A 24343-nucleotide genomic window follows, 5' to 3' on the forward strand; every position below is an offset into this window, starting at 1 on the left:
GATTAATTCACATCGCTTTTCTTTTTATCGGTTGGTATATTGTTGTTCGTAAAATTTTTCGTAGTCGCCCGACAGGATATTTTCCAGCCAGTCCAAGTTCTTCAAATACCAATCAACTGTTTGTTCAAATCCTTCTTCGAATCGTATGCTTGGTTTCCAACCCAATTCTTTCTCAATTTTTGAAGCATCAATGGCATAACGTTGGTCATGACCTGCCCGGTCTTTAACGAAAGAGATTAATTGCCGAGAGCTACCCATTTGCCGATTTAATTTATGATCCATTATATCGCATAACTTTTTCACCAAATCGAGGTTAGACCATTCATTATTTCCACCGATATTATAGGTCTCACCAATTTTCCCATCATGATAAATTGAATCAATTGCTAAAGCATGATCTTCAACAAACAGCCAATCTCTGATGTTATCCCCTTTGCCATAAATAGGCAATGGTTTGGAATTTTTAATGTTGTTAATTACCAAAGGAATGAGTTTTTCGGGAAACTGATTTGCGCCATAATTATTAGAGCAATTCGACAAGACAACAGGCAGTTTGTAGGTGTGAAAATAAGCTCGGACCAAATGATCAGAACTAGCTTTTGAAGCGGAGTAAGGACTTCTTGGATCGTAGGATGTTTCTTCTGTAAACTTCCCTGTTTTTCCTAAAGAACCATATACTTCATCGGTAGAAATATGGTAGAACTTTTTACCCTCCATATCATTTTCCCAGCATTCTTTAGCCACATTAAGAAGGTTTACGGTTCCCACAATATTTGTCATGATAAAGGCTAAAGGATCAGAAATTGATCTGTCTACATGCGACTCAGCCGCTAAATGTAAAACTCCTTCAAATTTGAATTTTTTGAATAAGCGCGAAACAAATGCCAAATCTGTAATATCACCTTTAATAAAAGTGTAATTCGATTCGGTGTCGATATCTTTTAAATTTTCTAAATTGCCGGCATAAGTAAGGGCATCCAGATTAATGATTTGATAGTTAGGATATTTGTTTACAAACAAACGAACTACATGTGAACCTATAAATCCGGCTCCTCCTGTAATTAATATATTTTTTTTCACGTTCGGTTAAATTAATTGTTGTTTTCTATCTTAAAATACTCATAATTAGTAAAGAGTTAAAATAAGTAAACAGTTTCTTGTTAAATCATTTCGTAATTAAAACAAGTTGAGATGCACTATATATCAAAAATACAATTATTTCCACGATAACCGATCGGAATAAGGGGACAGATATTTCTTTTTGCATTTCGAAAAGCTTGGTTTATAGCTGATTAATTTTTTTACCGTGAATTCGATTTGAGTGGTGTGTATTTTTGATTATATTTGTCTACTATGCTTGATGTATCAAAATATATAAAAGAACTTTTATTTATTCACGATTGTGTGATATTGCCTGGGTTTGGTGGTTTCGTTGCCAATTATAAGCCAGCTAATATTGATGATAATTTGAATGTGGGTTTCCCGCCATCCAAAGCTATTGGATTCAATCGTAATTTGTCTAAAAATGATGGATTACTGATTAATAGATTGGCTGAATCGGAAAATTTGAGTTATTCAGAAGCTGAAAAGTCAGTTCAGTTTTTTACGGAAGATATAGGTGTTAGAATTCAACGCGGAGAAAGAGTAAATCTTGCTCAGCTTGGTTGCTTTTATAATGATAGAAGGCATAATCTTCTTTTTGAACCATCCAAGGAATTAAATTATTTAGCAGATGCATTTGGATTGGAACAGCTTGAGCTACCTAAACTTTCAGTATTAGGAGCAGAAAAAAATAATCCGGTAGTTATTTCTCAGACTAAGGTGAGATCTCTATTTACTGCAAAACGATTGTGGTATGCAGCAGCTACTATTCCTTTTGTATTGACAATAGCTTTACTACCAATGAATTCGGAACGTTCATTTTTGGGTAACGAGGCTTCCATGGGAATGATGGAAAGTAAAAAGGAAATAACTGAGAAAATAGTTCAATTAAAACCTGTTATTTCTCCACTAGAGGAGTTGGTAGCATTCGAACCTAAGATAAAGCTTGATACTGAGGTGAATCTGGTACAAGAGGGAAAATTCTATTTAATTTCAGGAAGTTTCACATCGATACAAAATGCGGAAATATTGAAACAGGAATTGGTTAGTAAATCATATCCTGCGCTGATAATTAAAAATAAGAATTTGTATTCCGTTGCTATCAATCAGTTTGAAAAAAGAGCAGATGCAGATTCATTTAAAAAGAAAGTTATTGGCAAAAATCCAAAAGCTTTTTGCTGGGTTTTGAAAAAATAAGGCATTATGAGTCGTCCTTAAATAGGCTGACAATCTTTATAAATTATTATATGATCCAGTGAGGCTAGCTTCACTGGATTTTTTGTTGTGCTAGATTCGAGGTTTTAAAATTTTGTATACACACAAAAACTCCGAGAACTCCTGAACTCAGAGAAAGGGATAAAGAATTGGAACAACAGAACAATAGTATCTGAAGTTGTGTTTGAACAAGACAATAATTAATAGGCTGTTCAAAAAATGGATACTCTTTTTTTTCACAACATTTTTTATTTTTCAATCGGTTAAAACCCAACCAGTACCTAACAGTTGAAAAAATGATTACATTTGTTTTTTTCAATTACGATTTAAATATCAATACTATATGCCTTCAAGCCTCTTTGCAGTCTCTAGCGAGTCAGGAGTTCCAAAATACAAGCAACTAATAAATTCTTTGTATCATTCCATTGAAAATGGGGATGTTACCATTGGTGATCAGTTGCCTTCAATTAATGCAATTTGTAAAGAATTTAAGTTGTCCAGAGATACTGTACTGGTTGCTTTTAATGAATTAAAAGCACGTGGAGTTATCTCATCAGTTCCTGGGAAAGGTTACTATTTGGAGAGCAATATTACTCAGCTTAAGCACAATATTTTCTTGCTTTTCGAAGAATTTAATGTATTTAAAGAAATTCTGTACAATTCATTTTTGGAAAGTCTTCAAGGACAGGCTACTGTTGATATTTATTTTCATCATTTTAATGAAAGAGTATTTAAAGAGTTGATTGAAAATAATAATGGCAAGTATACTTCCTATGTTATAATGCCTGCAAAATTTAAAGATGTTTACTCCGTTTTAAAACAACTTCCTCAGGAAAAGGTTTATATTTTGGATCAAACAAACCTTACTTTAAAAAAGCATTATCCTGCGGTTTATCAAAATTTTAAGAAAGATGTGTTTGAGGCTCTTTCGTCTGGGATTGATTTGTTAAAGAAATATAAGAAGGTGTATATGGTTTACCCTGGAGGAAAGGAACCCGAAGGGCAGTTATTGGGATTTAAAAAATTTGCAGAGCAATTTGCAGGCGAGTGGGAGTTTGATGTAATACCTAGTTTAAAGGGGCATACAATTAATAAATTGGAGGCGTATATTGTTCCCAATGATATTGATATGGTTTCTTTGGTTAAAGAAGCGAATGCCAATCAGTTTAAAATAGGTGAGGAATTAGGGATTATTTCCTATAACGACACTCCACTTAAAGAAATTGTTGCCAGTGGAATAACTACCATAAGCACTGATTTTAAGGAAATGGGAGAATTGTTAGCAAGAATGGTTTTAGGCGGTGAAAAAAAATTGATACAAAACAAGTGTGAATTAATAAGGAGAGGATCCTTATAATCTGGAATTGATCGAATTAAGCCCAATTTGCGAATAGTTTTTTGGGATTTAATGAAAAAAAACTATATTTACGGACACCAACCAGTACCAACCAGTCGGTAAATCATGTTTAAGATGTTAATTTAGTATGTAATGTTCTGTTGATCAGGTTTTAATGTTATATTTTCATACTTGTTAACGTAAAAATTTGTTGTTTGATTTAATGGACTGCTAACGATTGTTTTGTTTATTAAATCAGGATTTATTTTAAGTGGAGTAATTTATTTACTCTTTATAGATTTTGAGAAGGGAAAAAAAGTTTACTCAATACATTTAAAATGTAAGAGACTTAATTGTGGATTTGTTTTGAATAGGATTGAGGTAAGTAAAGAATACATATGTAATTGGTATCGTTTAGATGCAGAAAGATACAATGAACGAGTTGAAGAATGTCGGGCTGCTGTTGACGCAATTACCCCCTCAAAGTTAATTGCACAATTGGGTGAATTAGGCCCGGCATAATTCAATTTTTAGTCAGATAAAATAGAAATAAAATGGTTCTTAAAGAGTCTGTTACCTTTTTACAGAAATTGGCAGCGGAGGGAAATGAATCGAAAATATTAAATAAAGTAGCTATGAGTAAGTTTGATTATATCGAGAATCCTCACAGAAGGTACAATCCTTTAACTGGAGAATGGGTGCTTGTTTCACCACACAGATCGAAACGTCCTTGGCAAGGACAAGTTGAGAAAGTTATTGAAGATGTTCGTCCATCTCATGATCCGAAATGTTTTTTGTGTCCCGGAAACGATAGAATTGGTGGGGAGAAAAATCCTAACTACGAGGATGTTTACTCTTTTCAGAATGATTTCAGTGCTTTATTACAAGATACTCCAAAAGGAAAATTTGAAGATGGTGATCTTTTCAAAGCAGAAAGCGAATCAGGTGTTTGTAAAGTAATTTGCTTTAGTCCTGATCATAGCTTAACCGTTCCGGAAATGAAGGTGGAGAATATCCGCAAGGTAGTTGATCTTTGGTGCAAGGAATATAAGGAATTGGGAGATCGCGAAGATATTGGTTATGTGCAAATCTTTGAAAATAAGGGTTCTATCATGGGATGTTCAAATCCACACCCACATGGACAAATTTGGGCATCAGGATTAGTTCCTTTAGAAACGTCGAAAGAATCTGAAACTCAGAAAGAATATTTCGAAAAACATGGCAGAACAATGCTATTGGATTATTTAAATAGCGAATTGGAAAAAAAGGAAAGAATTTTAGCTGAAAATGATTCTTTTGTTGCTTTGGTTCCATTTTGGGCTGTTTGGCCTTTCGAAACCATGATTATAAGTAAAAGAGCAGTTTCTGACTTATTGGAATTAACCGACGAGGAGAGAACTGATTTAGCAGATATCTATAAGAAACTGACAATAATGTATGATAATTTATTTGAAGTTTCTTTCGCTTATTCAGCAGGATTGCATCAGGCTCCTACCGATGGAGAAGAGCACCCTGAATGGCACTTACACATGCATTTCTATCCACCATTATTACGCTCGGCTAGCGTTAAAAAGTTTATGGTTGGATATGAAATGTTGGGTACTCCACAAAGAGATATAACTGCCGAAGGTGCAGCTAAAAGATTGAAGGATTTGTCTTTGCAACACTACAAACAAAAATAGACCATGAAGGGAAAAATATTAGTAACTGGTGGAACTGGGTATATTGGTTCGCATACAACAGTTGAGTTAATCAATAAGGGGTACGAAGTTGTTATTATTGACAATTTATCAAACTCTAAAGCAGGTGTTATTGATAGCATCGAAAAAATAAGTGGAACTCGCCCAAAGTTCTATGAAATGGATTTGCTTGATCAAGTTAAATTGGATGGTTTCTTTGCAGAAAATAATGATTTACAGGGGATTATTCATTTCGCAGCAGCAAAAGCTGTAGGTGAATCGGTGCAAATCCCATTGCATTATTACCGCAATAACTTGGTTACCATGCTAAATTTATTGGAGGGAATGAAGAAGTATGAAATCGAAAATTTTGTATTCTCATCATCTTGTACTGTTTATGGTCAGCCAGATGAATTGCCAGTAACAGAAAATGCTCCTATTAAACCCGCAGAATCTCCTTATGGATATACCAAGCAGGTGAACGAAAGTATTTTGAAAGATACTATTGCATCTGGTGCGAAAATTAAAGGAATTGCTTTACGTTATTTTAATCCTATTGGAGCTCATCATTCGGGGCTTATCGGAGAATTGCCAATTGGTGTTCCTGCTAATTTAATGCCATTCATTACTCAAACAGCTTTTGGTTTACGTGATCAGTTAAGTGTATTTGGTGACGATTATGATACTACAGATGGTTCTTGTGTTCGTGATTATATTCATGTTGTTGATTTGGCTAAGGCTCATATTATTGCTATCGAGCGTATGATGAATGGTAAAAATAATGCCTCTTACGAGATGTTTAATATCGGCACAGGTAATGGGTTTTCGGTATTTGAAGTTATTAAATCTTTCGAAAAAACATCCGGTAAGAAGTTGAACTATGTAGTTGCTCCACGAAGAGCTGGCGATATTGTTAAAATTTGGGCTGATACAACCATTGGAAATACCGTTTTAGGTTGGAAAGCTGAAAAAACGCTTGATGAAATGACCAAATCTGCATGGGATTGGGAGAATAACTATAGAGCATCAATTAAATAATAGATTCAACACAAATTTTTTAAATATAATACGATGAAAATAAGTGCAATAATTGAAAAAATTAATGGTGGCGATAATAAAGCATTTAATGCTTTATATGGTAATGATGCTGCTGTATTAAAACAACAAGCAGATCGTTATACAAAACAATTGGCAGATTTTAAAACTGCTTTTAGCTGTGATGATGCAACATTGTTTAGTGCGCCAGGTCGTACTGAAGTTGGTGGTAATCATACTGATCATCAACTTGGAAGAGTGTTGGCCGGTGCTGTAAATTTGGATAATATTGCAGTTGCTGCAGCTAATGGAACAAATGTAGTTCGTATTAATTCGGTTGGTTTTCCTCCATTCGAGGTTGATTTAGCTAATCTTGAGGTTACTGAGTTTCAGGTGACACCAACAAATTTAGTTCGTTCAATTGCTTCAGGTATTAAGGAATTGGGATTAAAAGTAGCTGGTTTCGATGCAGTTATTGATGGTGCAGTTCCAGAAGGATCTGGCTTAAGTTCATCAGCTTCAATTGAAGTTTTGATAGGTGCTATTTTTAGTCATTTATTTAATGATGGAAAATTAGATCCGGTAGATAACGCAAAAATTGGTCAGAAAGCAGAGCATGCTTGTAAAAAGTTCTGTGGATTAATGGATCAAACAGCATGTGCAGTTGGTGGTTTCATTACTATCGATTTTGAAAATCCAGCAAGTCCTATTGTAAAGGCTTTGGATTTCGATTTTGCTAAAACAGGATACTCATTGGTAATTACTAATACTGGTGGTAGTCATGGAGGATTGGATGCAGAATACAATTCTCTTCCAGCTGAAATGAAAGCAGTAGCTAAGGAACTAGGTCAAGAAGTTCTTCGTCCGCTTTCTATGGAAGATGTTATAAAAGGAATTCCAACTATTCGTGAAAAAGTTGGTGATCGTGCTATTCTACGTTCTATTCACTTCCAGGGAGACAATGCTCGTGTGGTTGATCAAGTTGCTGCTTTGGAGGCTAACGAATTCCAAAAATTCTTAGGTCTTGTAATTGAATCAGGAAATAGCTCATACATGTACAACCAAAATATCTATGTTGGTGGACAACCACAATATCAAAGTGTGGCTCTTGCATTAGCTCTAAGTGAACAAGTTCTTAAGGGTAAAGGTGCATGGCGTGTTCATGGTGGTGGATTTGCTGGAACTATTCAGGCTTTTGTTCCAAACGATTCATTAGAGGAGTACATCTCAACGCTTGAATCAGTATTTGGAGAAGGTAATTGTCATAAACTTTTCATTAGATCAGAAGGTTCTGTAAAAGTGGATTTATAAATAGTTGTTTTCGAGAAAGTACGCTAAGTGCTTTCTTGAGTTCTTACTTCTTAAATAATTTATCAAATATTCAAATCTAATATTATGGGAAATTCAAAAACGAATTTTGCGGTTCCTTTTGCTATTATGTCCTTTCTACTTTTCCTTTTGGGATTTGTAACCTGGATTAATAACATCTTGGTGCCATTTATGAAAACACAGTTTTCTATCACTGAAAGTCAAGCTCAGTTGGTAAGTGCTGCTTTCTTTAGTGCATATATCATATCCATCCCCGTTGGAGGAGTCGTTAAAAAAATTGGTTACAAAAAGAGTGTAATCATTGGTTCGGTGATTACAGGTATTGGTTGTGCTATTTTTATTCCAGCTTTATCAATTGGTTACAACATGGTGCTGGCAGGTCTTTTTATCACAGCTATTGGTGTGGTTGTATTGCAAGTTGCTGCTAACCCTTATGTGATTGCTTTAGGAACTCCAGAAACTTCAGCTTCTCGTTTAACCTTAGCAATGGCTATTAACTCGAGTGCTGCAGTATTGGCTCCAATTATTGGCGGATTTATTATTGAATCAAACGATGGAAATATTGTTGTTCATGAAAACATGGCAAAAATAATGTTTCTTGTTTTGGCTGGTATTTCTATTTTAACAGCAGTTATCTTAGTTTTCATGCACCTTCCTTCTATTGAAGGTGATGAAGAGGATGCTTCTGATGCAAGTGCCGGACGTAGTGCCTGGAGTTTTCCTCACTTAATCTTGGGATTTCTAGCCATTGGTATGTATATGGGACTTGAAGTTGGTGTTGGTAACTACTTCTTAAACTATGTAGAGTACAATGTTGATGGTAAAACAATGGCATATGCTACAATGATCTTAGGTTTTTATCCTGCGGGTTTCTTTGTGGGACGTCTATTAGGAGCTGGTCTTTTAAAGAAGTACGAATCATCAAAAGTACTGCTCGTTAACTCTATTATTTGTGTCGCTTTATTAGGTGTATTCTTTGTAACCAGAGGTTCTTCATTCTCAATTTGGCCATTAATTGCTCAGGGATTATTCTTATCAATCATGTGGTCGGTTCTTTTCGATCTTTCGATGAAAGATATTCCTGCCGCTGCTGCAAAACTAGGTTCTGGTATTATCTGTACTGGTGTTGTATTTGTTGGTATTTGGATGTTTATTATGGGGAAAGTTGTAGATGCTACTGGTACTTTGTTGCCTGATGGAACCATTGATGCTGCTTCATGTAATTACAGCGCTGCTTATCTATTTTTCTTCTTCTTTTATGCATACATTATTTTCTTTGCATTAAAAGGTGCTAAAATCAGAAAACAAGTAGCTTAATTTTTTACGGATTATTATACCAATTTAATTTCAAAAGGATCTTTACTAAAATGCTAAGATTTTTAGATATATCAAGGTGAAAAAAGTAAAAGATAGCTAAGTTACCTTGGATCTTTTTTAACGAAGATATAGCTGAAAAGAAACGTTTTATAAAATGAGTTTTGATGTTAATTTGGTATTAACTAAAAAAAATATAAAATGCGCGCTTACACACTTAAGAACAATAATATAGAAATTACCTTCATCGAAAGAGGAGGACAAATTACATCAATAAAAGTACCTGATGCAAAAGGTAACATTGAGGATGTTGTAGTTGGTTACGACAGCATGGATGAAATTCTTGCAGGTGATGGATATTTTGGAGCATTATGCGGTCGTTATGCCAATAGAATTGTTGGGGGTAAATTTGAAATTGATGGGAAAAAATTTCAATTAGACTGTAACAATGAAACCAATCACTTGCATGGTGGTGCAGAAGGTTTTAATTCTAAAAATTGGGCTGTTAGTCCAATTGTACTTGATAAATTTGTGCAGGCTTATCAATTAAGCCTAACAAGTGAAGATGGTGAGGAAAAATATCCTGGAAAATTGGATGTATCTGTGATTTATGGTCTGACGGCAGACAATCAGTTTGTTATTGAGTACGAGGCAGAAACAACAAAGCCTACTGTAATTAATATGACCAGTCATTCTTACTTCAATTTGCGTGGAGCAGGGAAAGCTTCAGCAGAGAATCACAAGCTGCAGTTAAATGCTTCTAAATACACACCAATTTCAGCTGAATTGGGTACTACATCTGGAGAAATTGTTCCTGTAAAGGATACTCCTTTTGATTTTACAAGTGCTAAGGAAGTAAAAGTAGCCTGTAAGACTGATCATGAGCAAATCAATATGGTTGATGGAATCGACCATAATTTTGTAATTGATGATTTTGATGGTTCTGTAAAACTTGCTGGTGTACTTTTAGATCCAGAATCGGGTCGGAAAATAGAAGTTTATACCAATCAGCCAGGTATTCAGATATATACAGGGAGTCATTTTGATGGTTCTGAAATTGGAAAAAATGGAAGTCCGATTAAACAGACTGCTGGCATAGCTATGGAAACTCAAATTTTCCCGAATTCTCCAAACTATGCCCATTTCCCTAATGCTACTTTAAAGCCAGGAGAGAAATATAAGCACGTTTGTATTTATAAGTTCTGCTAAAAAAATCTCGATAAAGCCTTGCCTTTCGAATAAAAGAGGCAAGGCATATTGGGCAATAAGTTATAAAAATACAATGTTGGATTCCTTTTGGTAGGGGAATTTCTAAACATCAAATAGAGTTGGTTTACATTCATTAAACTCTATTTGGTGTTTTCTTTTTTATTCATTTACCAGCAAATTACAACCTCTTATATCTGAATGGTCAAAGCGACCCAGAATTTCGAAGCTGCCATCGGTGTGGATCCTTCCTAAATCCTGAGTTTCGATAAAGGAACAAGAATTAATGTTGGCCAGATCAATAACGTTAACACCTCCGCTTCTACCTTGCTGTTCGTAAGAAAAAGGATCATAAGTATCCCGAATTAAAATCTTCATCCAGCTTGGCGTGAAAAACAAACTGTCTCCTTTTGAATAAGCTTGCGATAACAATTCTGTCATTCCATATTCTGAATGAATTTTCTCAACACCCAATCGTTTGGTCAGAAAAGCATGCAATTCCTCACGCGTAATTTCTTTTCGGCGACCTTTCATTCCACCGGTTTCCATAACAATTACGTCATCCAAATCCAATTGAAATTTTTCTGCCAAATCGAGCAAAGCAAAACTGACACCTAAAAGAAGGATTTTTTGTTTCTGTTTTTTTAGATTAGTAATCGTAGCAATCAATTCTTCATGATTGTGAAGGTAAAAGCCACTTTTTTCATGCTTACTATCCTTTATAAGCTTCTCCATCATATAAATAAGAGAAGAACCTTCCCGCTCCAAATAAGATGGCAGGAGAGCCAGAATGCAGTAATCGCTTACAGCTCCGTAGTATTGTTCAAACCCTTTTGTAAAGCTGGCTTCATAAATTTTCAGATCCGGCACATAATGTCGGCTGGTTAAATTTCCAGTTGTTCCGCTGCTGGTGAAAATGGTTTGCTCTTTTTTATCGGTAGAAACCACTTTGTGTGATTTAAAGAAATTAATGGGAAGAAAAGGAATTTGAGTAAGGGTTTTAACATTAGAAATATCAAATTTTAAATGCTCCAGATATTCTTTGTATACGCTATTATTCGTTGCCTGATATTGAAAAACCCGCAGTGCTGTTTTTTCAAAATCATTTTCATTCGCAATGTTAAATATTTCCTCTTCCCAATTCATTACCTTGATATCTTAAATAGTAGATTTATCAGCAAAGATAATTGAAAACTTTAAGATGAACGTGCTTTTAGTAGCTACTAATAATAAGGACCAAATTGCCAATGGACGGGTACTTATTGCCTCGGGAAGCCATCAAATTGCTAATTGGAGGGTAATTGTTGCCGATTGACGCACTCAAACTACTGATTGGAGACGAGAAAGTACTAAGGGGAGGGTGTGACCTGCCTCGGGACTAATAAAATTAGGTGTTTCAGGTGTCTTCTCCTGAAATAGCTTGACAGATTATTTTGGATTTTAAATCATTGAATAAAAAAACGCAGCCCCATTACAGAACTGCGTTGAATTTCCCTAAGGAAAGTATTTTTGGTTAAATTATCCTCTAATAGCTGTTACACCAGGAAGTTCTTTTCCTTCGATGTATTCTAATAAAGCACCACCTCCAGTAGAAACGTAACTTACTTTATCAGCAAGACCGTATTTGTTGATTGCAGCAACAGAATCACCACCACCAATTAATGAGAAAGCACCTTTTTCAGTAGCAGTTACAATAGCATCAGCAATTGCTTTAGTTCCTTTGGCAAAATTATCCATTTCGAATACGCCAACAGGTCCATTCCAAAGAATAGTTTTCGATTCTTCGATCACTTTTTTGAAGCTTTCGATAGTCGCATCTGCAACATCTAATCCCATCCAACCTTCAGGAATTGCATTTACATCACACACCTTAGTGTTCGCATCATTAGAAAAAGCATCAGCAATTAAAGCATCGGTAGCAAGGTGAAGTTTCACATTGTTCTCTTTTGCTTTCTGAAGAATTTCTCTTGCAGTCTCTAATTTATCATCTTCAACCAATGAGTTTCCAATGGTTCCACCCATCGCTTTCACGAAAGTGTAAGTCATTCCACCACCAATAATTAAATGATCAACTTGTGACATTAATGTTTTGATGATTTCAATTTTTGAAGAAACCTTAGCTCCACCCATAATTGCAGTTAATGGACGCTTAGTATCTTTTAATACTTTATCAACGCTTGATAATTCGCTTTCCATTACATATCCGAACATTTTAGCTTCCGGGAAAAATTTAGCGATAACAGCAGTAGATGCATGAGCACGGTGAGCTGTTCCAAATGCGTCGTTGATCCAAAGGTCAGCCAAACCAGCTAATTTCTTAGCAAATTCTTCATCACCTTTTTCTTCTTCTTTGTAGTAACGTAGGTTTTCAAGTAAAAGAACTTCACCTGGCTTCAAATTAGCAGCCATAGTTTTTGCACTTTCACCAATACAATCATCAGCAAATTTAACTTCAACACCAATTGATTTTGTAAGGTGAGCAACAATGTGCTTTAATGAAAATTTCGCATCTACACCTTTTGGACGACCTAGGTGAGACATCAAAATAGCAGAACCATTACCATCTAATACTTTTTTGATAGTAGGAATGGCTGCACGAATTCGTGTGTCATCAGTAATTTCGAATTGCTCGTTTAAAGGCACATTGAAATCTACTCGGATAATAGCCTTTTTACCTGAAAAATTGTAAGTGTCAATACTTTGCATGATATAATTGTCTTTAGGTTTTTTTTTCGTGTAAGCAAAGATAGCTTTTTCTGTAAATGAGTGCAAAAAAGATACTTGTAACTATTGTATCTCCAATTAATACAGGTGTTTAGGTGCTATTCGATGTTTGTTTTGAAACGATTGCGTAAAAAAATGAATTCCAATTATAAGTGCTAAAACGTCATATTTCATTACTTCTTAATTTCAAGATGACTAATTTTAGCAAAGCACTTGGATATTTTTTTAACTTTGGATATCCTAATGTATTTTTGTCGCTAAGCACTGCGATTTAGCGACAGCCAAAAAATCAATAGATAAGTTGTTGATGACATTAGCATACCTGTAATAGAATCGAAATTAATTTCATGCAATTTAAAGATATAATTGGACTTGAATCTGTTAAGAGTCAGTTCATACAAACAGTTACCGAAAATAGAATTAGTCACGCTCAATTACTGGTTGGACCGGCTGGAGTTGGGAAACTTCCTTTGGCGATTGCATTTGCACAATATGTGTCCTGTTTGGATCGAAAAGAGAATGATTCATGTGGAGTTTGTTCGTCTTGCAAAAAATATCAGAAATTAATTCATCCCGATTTACATTTTGTTTTTCCAGTCGTAACGGGGAAAGGTTTTACAAATCCGGTGAGTGATAATTTTATTGCCAGTTGGAGATCTCAAATTGAAAGTGATCAATATTTTGATTTGGGTGAATGGTACAAAACTCTGGGGGTGGATAATGCTCAAGGCTTAATTTATTCCTCGGAGAGTAATGAGATTATACGCAAGTTAAACTTGAAGACTTACGAGTCTGATTACAAGATAATGGTGGTTTGGTTGCCAGAGAAAATGCATCGCTCTTGTGCCAATAAACTTCTGAAAATGATTGAGGAACCGCCTAATAAAACTCTGTTTTTAATGGTTTCGGAGGAGCCGGAAAAAATTATTCAGACAATTCTTTCCAGAACGCAAATTGTAAATGTTTCTAAAATTGACGATGCTGATTTGTCAAAGGCACTTACCTCAGAATTTGATTTGTCGGGAACAGAATTGACTAATGTGGTGCGTTTGGCCGGGGGAAGCTATCGTAAAGCCAGAATATTAATTAAGAACTCAGATGAGAATGCTTTCAATTTTGAGAACTTTGTTACCATTATGAGATTAAGCTATGCACGTAAGGTGATGGAAATAATGGAATGGTCGGAGTTGGTTGCAGGAATTGGTCGTGAGCGTCAAAAGAGTTTTTTGAACTACTGTGTTCGTATGGTAAGAGAAAATTTTATTTTAAATTTAAAACAACCTGAAATGGTCTTTTTGAATGGTGAAGAAATGAATTTTTCCCAACGATTTTCCCCTTTTATTAATGAGGAAAATGTTTGGATTCTTGCTGATGAGCTCTCAAAAGCGCATTCAGATATTGAAAGAAATGCCAATTCGAAAATTGTTTTTCTCGATTTGAGTTTGAAGCTAGTTAAATTATTAAGACCATAAGGGGCTATTAATTCGGCGAATTATTACCTTTAAAGGTTTATAAATTAAATTCATTATTTTTGCGGTCGGTTATCGACTAATAATCAATATACATATGATAGAAGATAAGGAACCAAAAGGGAAGTGCGGGAGTTGTGGATCCAATAAAAAGGATGATAGACTTCTGGATGGAAAACTAGATGTTTATGATTGGTTGGGTGATGTTCCTGAGAGTGTATTATGTCCAGATATTGTTGAGGTAAAATTTAAAAATACCCGAAAGGGATTCTTCTCAAATTCAAATCAATTAAGATTAAAAAGAGGTGATATTATTGCTTTGGAAGCATCGCCCGGACATGATATAGGAATTGTTACATTAACAGGAGATTTAGTTTTTGAGCAAATGCGCAAGCAGAAGCTGAATCCAAAAACATACGAGGCTAAAAAAATATATCGAAAGGCAAAGCCGGTAGATATTGAAAAATGGCATGAAGCCATTGCTTTGGAACACAAAACAATGATTAAGGCTCGTCAGTTATCTGCAGAACTAAAACTCAATATGAAGATTGGTGATGTTGAATATCAAGGCGATAAAACCAAAGCCATTTTTTACTATATAGCTGATGATCGGGTTGATTTTCGTCAATTGATTAAAGTGCTTGCCGAACAGTTTAAAATCCGAATTGAAATGCGCCAGATTGGAGCAAGGCAAGAGGCTGGTCGAATTGGCGGTATTGGACCTTGTGGAAGAGAGCTTTGTTGCTCTACCTGGATTACCAATTTTGTGTCAGTAACTACAAATGCAGCACGTTATCAGGAAATTTCACTGAACCCCCAAAAATTGGCGGGTCAGTGTGGAAAGTTGAAGTGTTGTCTGAATTTCGAATTGGATTGTTACATTGATGCTCAAAAAGATTTTCCACACACAAATATTCAGTTGGAAACAATAGATGGTACTGCTTATCATCAGAAGACCGATATTTTCAAGAGGTTAATGTGGTATTCGTACGATAAATACAATACGATAAATATGGTTCAACTTTCGGTTGATACCGTTAAGAATATTATCAGTCAAAATAAAAAAGGAATTAAGGTTGATAAATTGGTAACGGAATTTGTTGAAGAGCCTAAGGACACATTGGAATACGAAAATGTAGTGGGTCAGGATAGTTTGAATCGATTCGATTCGGTCGAAAAGCCAGCTGCGAAAAAGTCGAAGAGAAAATTTCGTCGCAAACCAAGAAAAAACAATAACCCTTCTTGATCATGAAACTAGGAAGAATTATTTGTGCTTTGCTAATAGCGATTTCTGCATTTTCCTGTGATTCAAACAGGGTGTACGAACAGTATGAGGATATTCCTGATTTCGAGTGGAATCAGGAAAATATTCTTCGCTTCGAAGTGGAAATTACAGATACAATTCAGGCACACAATGTATTTATTAATTTGCGCAATTCAGGAGATTATGCATACAGTAATTTGTGGCTGTTTGTAAAAATAATAAGTCCGGATAATGAGGTGGAAGAGAAGAAAATTGAGATCAACCTAGCGGATGATGCCGGAGATTGGTATGGTACAGGATTTGGTGATATTTTTGATTTACAGGTACCGTTTAAACAAAAGGTTGTTTTCCCGAAATCGGGAAAATATGTGTTTGAAATTGGTCAGGGAATGTACGACCTGAAATTACAGGGGATTGTGAATGTTGGAATTCGCATTGAGAAGGAAGATAAATAATATAAGAGGTATTACTAGTGAAAAATAAATTAGAGCGCTTTGCTGAAATGAAGTCTTTTGATAATGTTTTTGAACCTACCCACAGCGAAGTTTGGAAAACTAACTATCAATACAAAGGAAAGTGGAATAAGGATGTATTTAAGAATAGCAATCCGATCGTTCTTGAAGTGGGTTGCGGAAAGGGTGAATATACAGTCGGTTTGGCAAAGCAATTTCCAAATAAAAATTTTATTGGCATAGACATTAAGGGAGCTCGTATCTACTGTGGTGCAAAAGAAGCACTTGATAATGGTCTGGGTAATGTTGCTTTCATCAGAAACTATGCAGAGTTGCTTCAATCGATATTTGAAGAAGGAGAAATTGCCGAAATATGGATTACTTTTCCTGATCCTCAGATGAAAAAAACGCGCAAAAGATTGACAGGAACCCGATTTTTAAAGCTCTACAGTGAACTCCTTTCTATAGATGGAATTATTCACTTGAAATCGGATAGTAACTTTCTGTATGAATACACTAAATACGTAATCAAGGAGAACAATCTAAAAGTTATTGTTGATACCGACGATTTGTATACTTCCGGCAAAGCGGATGAAATTCTCTCCATCAGAACTTTCTACGAGCAACAGTTTTTGAACCGGGGAATTCCGATTAAGTATCATAAATTTATGCTTGAGGGAAAAACCGAGTTTGTTGAACCTGATGTAGAAATTGAATTGGATTGGTACCGAAGCTATGGCAGGGTAAAAAAAGAATAATAAATGTCTGATTTGTATTCCCGAATTTACGATGTAGTACGCTTAATTCCAGCAGGACGTGCTACCAGCTATGGTGCAATTGCCCGTTTTGTGGGTTCACCTCGTGGTTCAAGAATGGTTGGATGGGCAATGAATCAGTGTCATGCTCATGAAGAATATACTCCGGCACATCGTGTAGTAAATCGATTGGGAATACTTTCAGGAAAACATCACTTTCCAGGTGAGAATTTAATGCAGGAATTGCTCGAAAGTGAAGGACTTGTGGTTCTCGACGACCAAATTCAAAATTTTGATCAGGTTTTTTGGGATCCATTTAAAGAACTCAACTGGAATGCTATTTAAATAGAATCTAAATACATACATTTGTGCTTTGTAATAAATTCAAAGACTTAAAATTTAATATATCATGAGTTATACTCAAAAACAGGTTACAGATGCTTTGCATTTGGTGAAGTTTCCAGGTTCCGATAAGGATATCATGGCCCTGGATATGGTTCGTAACATTAAGATTGAAGGTAAGAAAATAGGTTTTGATCTGGTTTTTCAAAAATCGGATGATCCTCAGATCATTACTTTAAAGAAACTTTGTGTTTCGGCTATTTTGAAATTTGTTGATAAAGAGGCTGAAATAAAAGGAAATATTAAAGTTAAGGCGGTTCATATTGTTGATGAACCGGGTGTTCTTCCGAATGTGAAAAATATTATTGCAATTGCTTCGGGTAAAGGTGGTGTTGGAAAATCGACTGTTGCTACGAATCTGGCTGTGGCTTTGGCCAATGCCGGCGCTAAGGTGGGTTTGATTGATGCAGATATTTTTGGTCCATCGATTCCTAAAATGTTTGGTTCTGAATCTGCCCGTCCGAGTTTGATAAAGATTGACGATAAGGATAGAATTGAGCCACACGAAAAATTTGGTGTGAAAATGTTGTCAATAGGATTCTTTGTTGATCCTGCACAGGCAACCGTTTGGCGTGGACCAATGGCTTCGAATGCATTAAAACAACTGATTGAAGAAGGAAACTGGGGCGATCTTGATTTTGTATTGATCGATTTGCCTCCAGGGACAAGTGATATTCACCTTACTTTGGTGCAAACAGTTCCGGTTACAGGTGCTATTATTGTTAGTACACCTCAGGAAGTAGCTTTGGCTGATGCAATTAAAGCGATTAGCATGTTTGAAGGTGCTGGCGTAAATGTTCCTGTTTTGGGAATGGTTGAAAACATGGCATGGTTTACTCCTGCTGAATTACCTGAGAATAAATATTACATTTTTGGCAAGGATGGTTGTAAAAAACTTGCGGAAGAAAAAGGAATTGATCTGTTGGGACAAATTCCAATTGTACAGAGTATTAGAGAAGGTGGCGATAATGGAATTCCTGCTGCTGTTAATACAGATACAGTAACGGGTATGGCTTTCGCCGATTTGGCATCTAAGCTAATGTCGGTTGTTGATAAAAGAAATGCCGATAAGGATCCTACAAAACGTGTAGAAATAACTCGATAGAGATTATATATTATGATTTAAAAAGGAGCATCTGATGCTCCTTTTTTATTTTTGGCTAAATAAGCTTATATTCAGAAAGTTTTAATAATTTTCAAGTATATTAATTTTAGTAATCAGATTTAGATTAACTGTTTGATTATTATACTTTATGAAGAAATTATGAAGTTAATTCTTACTTTTTATTGTTTCTTTGTATACTAATTTCTTGATTTTAACTGTTATCTAACAAAACGATAAGTCTTGGATAGTAAATTTTTTCAAAAAGGGTTTGTAGTTGTTTTTTGTCTACTATTTGTGTTTGCTTGTTCCAATCAGAAAAACACATTTGTAAGTAGACAATATCATGCAATGACCACGCATTACAATGTTTATTTTAATGGGAAAGAAAGCCTGAAGAAAGGTGAAAAGAAAATTGAAGACGGAATTATCGAGAATTATTCTTTGCTTCTTCCTGTTTTTGAGTATCAAGACCCAAATGCCAGAGCTTTGTCGACTTCCGATATGGACAGAACCATTGAAAAAGCTGCTAAGGCAATAAAAATTCATTCAATTACCCGAAAGCCTAAACGAAAAAGAGGCAATCAATCGGAAAAATATAAGGAGTTTAGAAAAAAGAAGGAATACAATGACTGGATAGATGATTGTTACCTGTTAATTGGAAAGGCAAAATTTTACAAAGGGGAACATCGGGTGTCCGAAAAAGCATTCGAATTTATTTTGAAAGAATATCCGGAATCAGAATTAATACCAGAGGCAAAACTTGGTTTAGCCCGTAGTTTAATCGACAGAGGAGAGCTGATCGCAGGAGGAGAAATATTGGATCGCTTGGCTGATGATCCCAAACTACCTAAAGGTTTTAGACTTGAAATATCAAGCTTGCGTGCAAGTAGTGCAATTCAAAAAGAAGAATACGGGAGGGCAATTGATGAATTGGGAAGAGCGATTATACTTGTAAATTCTAAAGTTAAAAAGGCACGATACTACTATCTAACAGCACAACTTTATCAAAAGCTTGGGGAGCCAGATGCCGCTTCGCGCACGCTGCAAGAAGTGATTGACTTAAATGCATCTTACGAGATGACTTTTAATGCTAAAATTAGCAGAGCATTGTCATACACAGGCAATGAGAATGGGGCAGAAATCAGGAAGAGTTTGAGGAAAATGCTTCGTGATGAAAAAAATACGGAATATCAGGATCAGATTTACTACGCTCTTGCGGAAATGGACGTGAAGGATGGGAACATGGATTCTGCAATCCCTAATTATTGGGAATCGACGAAACGGACGGTTTACAATGAAAATCAAAAAGCAATATCATTTTTAAAATTAGGTGATTACTATTTTGAAGATTTGAATTATCCAAAATCTCAAATGTGTTATGATAGTTCCATGACCTATCTGGGAAAAGATTATCCAAATTATTCTGAAATATCAGTAAGGATTGGAAATTTGACCGAATTAGTGAACAATCTTAATTTGGTTGAAAGAGAAGATAGTTTGCAAAATGTTGCTTCCATGAGTTCTGAAGATAGGGATAAACTGATTCAGGGATTCATTCAAAAAATTAAAGATAAGGAAAGAGAACAAAAATTGAAGGAATCAGAGGCGGTTTCCGACAGAGCATTTTTTAGTCAGAATAATATGTTGGGAAACTCCAATAGAGGAACAACAACTCAGGGGAACTGGTACTTTTATAATCCGACTAATATTGGTTTGGGAAAATCAGATTTCCAGCGTAAATGGGGACGACGAAAGTTAGAAGATAATTGGAGACGGAAAAATAAATCGGCAATGAGTCTGGAAGATGTCGAATTGACCTTGGAAGATAATACAGGTGCTGATCCAATGGATCCGTCATTAAAAAAAGATCCAAAATCGAAAGATTATTATCTGGTTGATTTGCCAATGACAAAGGCTGGAATCGGAAAATCCAATGAGAGAATCATGATGGGCTTGTATCAGGCAGCGCTGGTATACGAAGAGAAATTGGATAATATGGAGAAGGCATTGGAAACAATGGAAATTCTTATTAATAGATTCCCTGATAATCCATATCTATTATCGGCCTACTACCATGCTTATTCGTTAAACAATACACTAGGAAACTCTGCGAAAGCCAAGGACTATAAAAATAAAATATTAAGTGAATTTAAGGGGAGCGATTATGCAAAAGCGCTTAGTGATCCTAATTTCTTTGCAAAAATTGAAGCTGAAGGTCAAAAGGCAAATCAATTGTATGCATCAGCATATGAGGATTTTCAGAATTTCTACTATCTGAGAGTGATAAAGAGCTGTAATGAAGGTTTATTAAGATATCCGGAAAGTGATTTGCGTCCTAACTTTTTATTTTTGAGAGCCTTGTGCATTGGCCGAACAAAAGACATGTCGCAATTTAGACAATCACTGGATCAGTTGATTGAGTCGAAACCAACAGCTGAAATTGCAAATACGGCAAAAGCCATTCTTAAAGCGCTTGATTATGGCGCGGTTCCTATGCAGTATTCTGAATTGGATATGGAACAGGCCCGACAAAATCGTTTGCTTAGAAACTGGCGAATGGAAGCTGAACAGGCTACTGTTGCAGTTGCTGATACAAAGAAAGATGTAAAAGAGAAGCCCATTTATAAATTTGCAGAAACAGAGGAACATTACTTTGTATTGCTGTTTGATAAGAAAGATGCGGATCCTAACCGGATTCTATTTAATATCTCAAAATACAATTCGGAAAGTTACAATGACCGTGTATTTAAAGTGGACAGACTCTCTTTAAACAAAGATCAAATCATGGTTATGGTGAAAGGTTTAACGGGCAAACAAGATGCTTTAAATTACTTTCACGGAGTAATTACGAATGATAAGGCTTTTGCTGGCTTAGAGGATGTAGATTATCGAAATTTTGTGATTTCGGGTGCCAACTTTAAGATCTTCAAAAAAAATCAGGACGTTGAAGGTTATCTGGATTTTTATACCAAAAGCTATTTTAATATTGCCAGACAAGAAAGCAAAACTACCGTTAGAAGAAATGATAAATTAGTATCCGTAAATTCTAACTTGGATTCAACAAAGTTTGCTGTTAATTCTAACGACAATCATAAATTTATTCTTTTGGTGCCGGTACGAAAAGTGAATATTGGCAAATTACGAACAGATATTTTTAATCATGATAAAGATTTTACGGTCATAAGAGATCAGTATGATACCGATCTAAATATGATTGTTGTGAATAATGTTGGCTCTAAGTCGGAGGCAATGAATTATTTTAGAAATTTGATAAAGGATGAGTCAGTGTATGCTCAATTGGCAAATGTGGAATATCGAAATTTTGTAATTACCGAGGAAAATTTTAATAAATTTTATATCAGTAAAACACTATTTCCATATCTTGATTTCTTCAAAGAAAATTACCTGAATGATGAGACGGTTTCAGAGGTTAAGCCTATTGAAGAATTAGTTCAGGAAGGTATTTATACTTATAAAGAGGATACGCCACACTATTTTGCATTGGTTTATTCGACTGATAATGTTGATAAAAAACTGCTTTTAAACGGAATTAAAAAATACAACATAAAAACCTTAAAAATAGAGGTTCGCAGCTTGGATGAGAATCGGGAAATTCTTTTGGTTACCAACATGCGAAATAAAAAACAGGCCATGATGTATTTCAGAGCAATTGTTACGAATCGTATGCTTTTTGAACCGGTAGAGAAGGTCAACTATCGAAATTTTGTGATTTCTGATGAAAATTTAGATGTTTTTATGAAGGATGGCGATCCTGCTATCTACCTGGAATTCTTTAAGAAGTGGTATCTTAGGTAAATTTGGTGAAATAAAAGCAGGTGCTTTTCGTTACCACTAGTAGTAAGCCAGGTTGTTTCCTGGATGAAATTAAAATGAACGTTTGTGAAAGATATTACGATACTTTGGGTGGATGATGAGATTGAGTTGTTGAAACCTCATATTATTTTTTTAGAAGGGAAAGGATACATTGTAAAATCATGTAATAACGCTCATGATGCTATAGACATGGTTCGGGAGGATCATTTCGATTTGATTCTGCTTGATGAAAACATGCCAGGCATGAGTGGTCTGGAAGCCTTGGGTGAAATAAAATCGATCGATTCGGCACTTCCTGTTGTGATGATTACCAAGAATGAGGAAGAGGATATTATGGATGATGCGATTGGAAAGCAAATTTCTGATTACCTGATAAAACCTGTGAATCCAAAGCAAATATTGCTTGCCATTAAAAAAAATCTTGATAAAAAGAGATTGGTTTCGGAAAAAACAACCACAGCTTATCAGTCGCGATTCGGACAGTTGGGAATGGAGATTAATGATTGCCGCAATTTTACCGATTGGATGAAAATGTACCGGAAACTGGTGTTCTGGGAGTTGGAACTCTCCAATATTGAAGAGACGGGAATGGACGAAATTCTGCGCATGCAAAAGAATGAGGCCAACAATCTTTTTTCCCGATTTATAAAGAAGAATTATCTGACATGGCTTGAGCCAGATTGTAAAGAAAAGCCACTGTTAACACCTTCCGTATTCAAAGAAAAAGTTTACCCTTTGCTTGAAAAAGGACAAAAAGTAGCTTTTATTCTTATCGATAATTTACGCTACGATCAGTGGCAAACACTATATCCGGTAATTAACAATTACTATTCGGTGGTTGATGATGATATGTATTATTCCATCTTACCCACGGCAACGCAATATGCCAGAAATTCTATGTTCGCAGGTTTAATGCCATTGGACATTCAAAAGAAGCATCCTGGTTATTGGATTCATGAAGATGAGGATACAAGTAAAAATCTTCATGAAGAGGAATTTATTGGTTTTCAGTTGAAACGTGATTACAAGGACGTAAGCTACAATTACGAGAAAATAAATAACGAAAAAATGGGCGCTAAAGTGATGGAGAACATTAGCGCTATTCTGGAATCTCAATTGAGTGTTTTTGTTTACAATTTTGTGGATATGCTTTCGCATGCTCGTACAGAAAGCGATATGATACGTGATCTGGCTCCTGATGAGGCTGCTTATCGTTCTTTAACCCTTTCGTGGTTCGAACACTCGATGTTATTGGAATTGATTAAGAAGCTGGCCGAGAAGAATGTGAAGCTGATAATTACTACTGATCATGGTTCAATACGGGTTCAAAATGCTGTTAAGGTAATTGGCGACAGACAAACGAATGCAAACCTTCGATACAAGATGGGTAAGAATCTGAATTACAATCCAAAACATGTTTTTGAAGTAACGGATCCACGAAAAGCACTTCTGCCTCAGGTAAATGTAAGTTCTTCTTATATCTTTGCACATGGCGAGGACTTTTTGGTTTATCCGAACAACTTTAACCACTACAGTTCCTATTATCGAAATACCTTTCAGCATGGAGGAATTTCACTCGAGGAAGTTTTGGTTCCATTGATAACTCTGACTCCACGCTAGAAATTAGATATCAATTATTTTAAAAATGAGTGTATTAAAAATTAACTCCCTGAAAGAGATTAATGCCGTGGCAAAGGAATTTCTTTCACTGGTGGGAAGTAAGCGTGTATTTGCTCTTTATGGAGCAATGGGAGTGGGGAAAACGACCTTTGTAAAAGCCATTTGTGATGAAATGGGTGTAGAAGACACCATCAATAGTCCTACATTTTCGATTGTGAACGAGTATCATACTTCAAAAGAGGATATCATTTATCATTTCGATTTTTATCGGATTGAAGATGTGAAAGAAGCTTATGATTTTGGGTACGAGGATTATTTCTACAGTAATGCCATGTGCTTTATCGAATGGCCCGAAAAAATTGAATCTATTCTGCCGAATGATGCTGTAGCGGTTCTTTTTGAAGAAGAAAGTGATGGTAGTCGCACCATTACCATTCGTTAATCAAGGGATATGCATAATAGCAAAAAATTGTTTAAATTGTAGATTCATTAACTTGTTAAAA

At 35.5% G+C, this 24343-nt stretch carries 20 protein-coding genes; 17 read left to right on the forward strand and 3 right to left on the reverse strand.

Going from position 1 to position 24343, the window contains the following annotated elements:
* Window positions 1-24: 24 nt before the first annotated feature.
* Window positions 25-1080, reverse strand: a complete 1056-nt coding sequence (gene rfbB, locus ALGA_RS09905; RefSeq protein WP_096429162.1) for a dTDP-glucose 4,6-dehydratase — start codon at window positions 1078-1080, stop codon at window positions 25-27.
* Window positions 1081-1353: 273 nt separating this feature from the next.
* On the opposite strand from rfbB, the gene ALGA_RS09910 reads away from it, so the two are divergent.
* The 8 genes from ALGA_RS09910 (at window position 1354) to ALGA_RS09945 (ending at window position 10218) form a co-directional block, all read left to right on the forward strand.
* On the forward strand, window positions 1354-2298 hold the full coding sequence (locus ALGA_RS09910) for an HU domain-containing protein (protein ID WP_096429163.1): 945 nt from the start codon (window positions 1354-1356) through the stop codon (window positions 2296-2298).
* A 361-nt stretch (window positions 2299-2659) separates the two neighbouring features.
* Entirely contained in the window at window positions 2660-3673 is a 1014-nt protein-coding gene (locus ALGA_RS09915) for a GntR family transcriptional regulator (RefSeq protein ID WP_096429164.1), read from the forward strand.
* A gap of 345 nt (window positions 3674-4018) precedes the next feature.
* Window positions 4019-4174: a hypothetical protein gene (locus ALGA_RS22950; RefSeq protein WP_153244845.1), complete on the forward strand. Its 156-nt coding sequence runs from the start codon at window positions 4019-4021 to the stop codon at window positions 4172-4174.
* Between the two features lie 32 nt (window positions 4175-4206).
* Window positions 4207-5334: a UDP-glucose--hexose-1-phosphate uridylyltransferase gene (locus ALGA_RS09925; RefSeq protein WP_231706101.1), complete on the forward strand. Its 1128-nt coding sequence runs from the start codon at window positions 4207-4209 to the stop codon at window positions 5332-5334.
* A 3-nt stretch (window positions 5335-5337) separates the two neighbouring features.
* Entirely contained in the window at window positions 5338-6369 is a 1032-nt protein-coding gene (galE, locus tag ALGA_RS09930) for a UDP-glucose 4-epimerase GalE (protein WP_096429166.1), read from the forward strand.
* A gap of 33 nt (window positions 6370-6402) precedes the next feature.
* Complete coding sequence (locus tag ALGA_RS09935) at window positions 6403-7677, forward strand: galactokinase (RefSeq protein ID WP_096429167.1); 1275 nt, start codon at window positions 6403-6405, stop codon at window positions 7675-7677.
* An 84-nt stretch (window positions 7678-7761) separates the two neighbouring features.
* Window positions 7762-9012 (forward strand): MFS transporter, encoded by a 1251-nt coding sequence (locus ALGA_RS09940; protein ID WP_096429168.1) that lies wholly within the window; start codon window positions 7762-7764, stop codon window positions 9010-9012.
* 198 nt (window positions 9013-9210) lie between these two features.
* Window positions 9211-10218, forward strand: a complete 1008-nt coding sequence (locus ALGA_RS09945) for an aldose epimerase family protein (RefSeq protein ID WP_096429169.1) — start codon at window positions 9211-9213, stop codon at window positions 10216-10218.
* A gap of 159 nt (window positions 10219-10377) precedes the next feature.
* Here ALGA_RS09945 and ALGA_RS09950 read toward each other — a convergent pair whose 3' ends face one another.
* Both ALGA_RS09950 and ALGA_RS09955 read right to left on the reverse strand, forming a co-directional pair.
* Window positions 10378-11361 carry a LuxE/PaaK family acyltransferase gene (locus tag ALGA_RS09950; protein ID WP_096429170.1) on the reverse strand — a complete coding sequence of 328 codons (984 nt, stop codon included), beginning with the start codon at window positions 11359-11361 and terminating at the stop codon, window positions 10378-10380.
* 372 nt (window positions 11362-11733) lie between these two features.
* Complete coding sequence (locus ALGA_RS09955; RefSeq protein ID WP_096429171.1) at window positions 11734-12921, reverse strand: phosphoglycerate kinase; 1188 nt, start codon at window positions 12919-12921, stop codon at window positions 11734-11736.
* Window positions 12922-13286: 365 nt separating this feature from the next.
* Here ALGA_RS09955 and ALGA_RS09960 point away from each other — a divergent pair, with 365 nt between their 5' ends.
* The 9 genes from ALGA_RS09960 (at window position 13287) to tsaE (ending at window position 24282) form a co-directional block, all read left to right on the forward strand.
* Window positions 13287-14411 carry a DNA polymerase III subunit gene (locus tag ALGA_RS09960; RefSeq protein WP_096429172.1) on the forward strand — a complete coding sequence of 375 codons (1125 nt, stop codon included), beginning with the start codon at window positions 13287-13289 and terminating at the stop codon, window positions 14409-14411.
* Between the two features lie 94 nt (window positions 14412-14505).
* On the forward strand, window positions 14506-15654 hold the full coding sequence (locus tag ALGA_RS09965; RefSeq protein WP_096429173.1) for a PSP1 domain-containing protein: 1149 nt from the start codon (window positions 14506-14508) through the stop codon (window positions 15652-15654).
* Between the two features lie 2 nt (window positions 15655-15656).
* Complete coding sequence (locus ALGA_RS09970; RefSeq protein ID WP_096429174.1) at window positions 15657-16127, forward strand: gliding motility lipoprotein GldH; 471 nt, start codon at window positions 15657-15659, stop codon at window positions 16125-16127.
* A 17-nt stretch (window positions 16128-16144) separates the two neighbouring features.
* A complete protein-coding gene (trmB, locus tag ALGA_RS09975) occupies window positions 16145-16882 on the forward strand; it encodes a tRNA (guanosine(46)-N7)-methyltransferase TrmB (RefSeq protein WP_231706110.1) in 738 nt (245 codons plus the stop codon).
* A gap of 3 nt (window positions 16883-16885) precedes the next feature.
* Entirely contained in the window at window positions 16886-17224 is a 339-nt protein-coding gene (locus ALGA_RS09980) for an MGMT family protein (protein WP_096429176.1), read from the forward strand.
* Window positions 17225-17288: 64 nt separating this feature from the next.
* Window positions 17289-18386, forward strand: a complete 1098-nt coding sequence (locus tag ALGA_RS09985; RefSeq protein ID WP_096429177.1) for an Mrp/NBP35 family ATP-binding protein — start codon at window positions 17289-17291, stop codon at window positions 18384-18386.
* A gap of 240 nt (window positions 18387-18626) precedes the next feature.
* Window positions 18627-22202, forward strand: coding sequence for a type IX secretion system periplasmic lipoprotein PorW/SprE (gene porW / locus ALGA_RS09990; protein WP_145957607.1), 3576 nt, complete (start codon window positions 18627-18629; stop codon window positions 22200-22202).
* 84 nt (window positions 22203-22286) lie between these two features.
* The gene (gene porX / locus ALGA_RS09995; RefSeq protein WP_096429179.1) at window positions 22287-23840 is read left to right on the forward strand and encodes a T9SS response regulator signal transducer PorX; all 1554 of its coding nucleotides are present in this window, start codon (window positions 22287-22289) and stop codon (window positions 23838-23840) included.
* 25 nt (window positions 23841-23865) lie between these two features.
* Entirely contained in the window at window positions 23866-24282 is a 417-nt protein-coding gene (tsaE, locus tag ALGA_RS10000; protein WP_096429180.1) for a tRNA (adenosine(37)-N6)-threonylcarbamoyltransferase complex ATPase subunit type 1 TsaE, read from the forward strand.
* Window positions 24283-24343: the final 61 nt, after the last annotated feature.

The sequence above is a fragment of the Labilibaculum antarcticum genome (genome assembly GCF_002356295.1).
Taxonomy (GTDB): domain Bacteria; phylum Bacteroidota; class Bacteroidia; order Bacteroidales; family Marinifilaceae; genus Labilibaculum; species Labilibaculum antarcticum.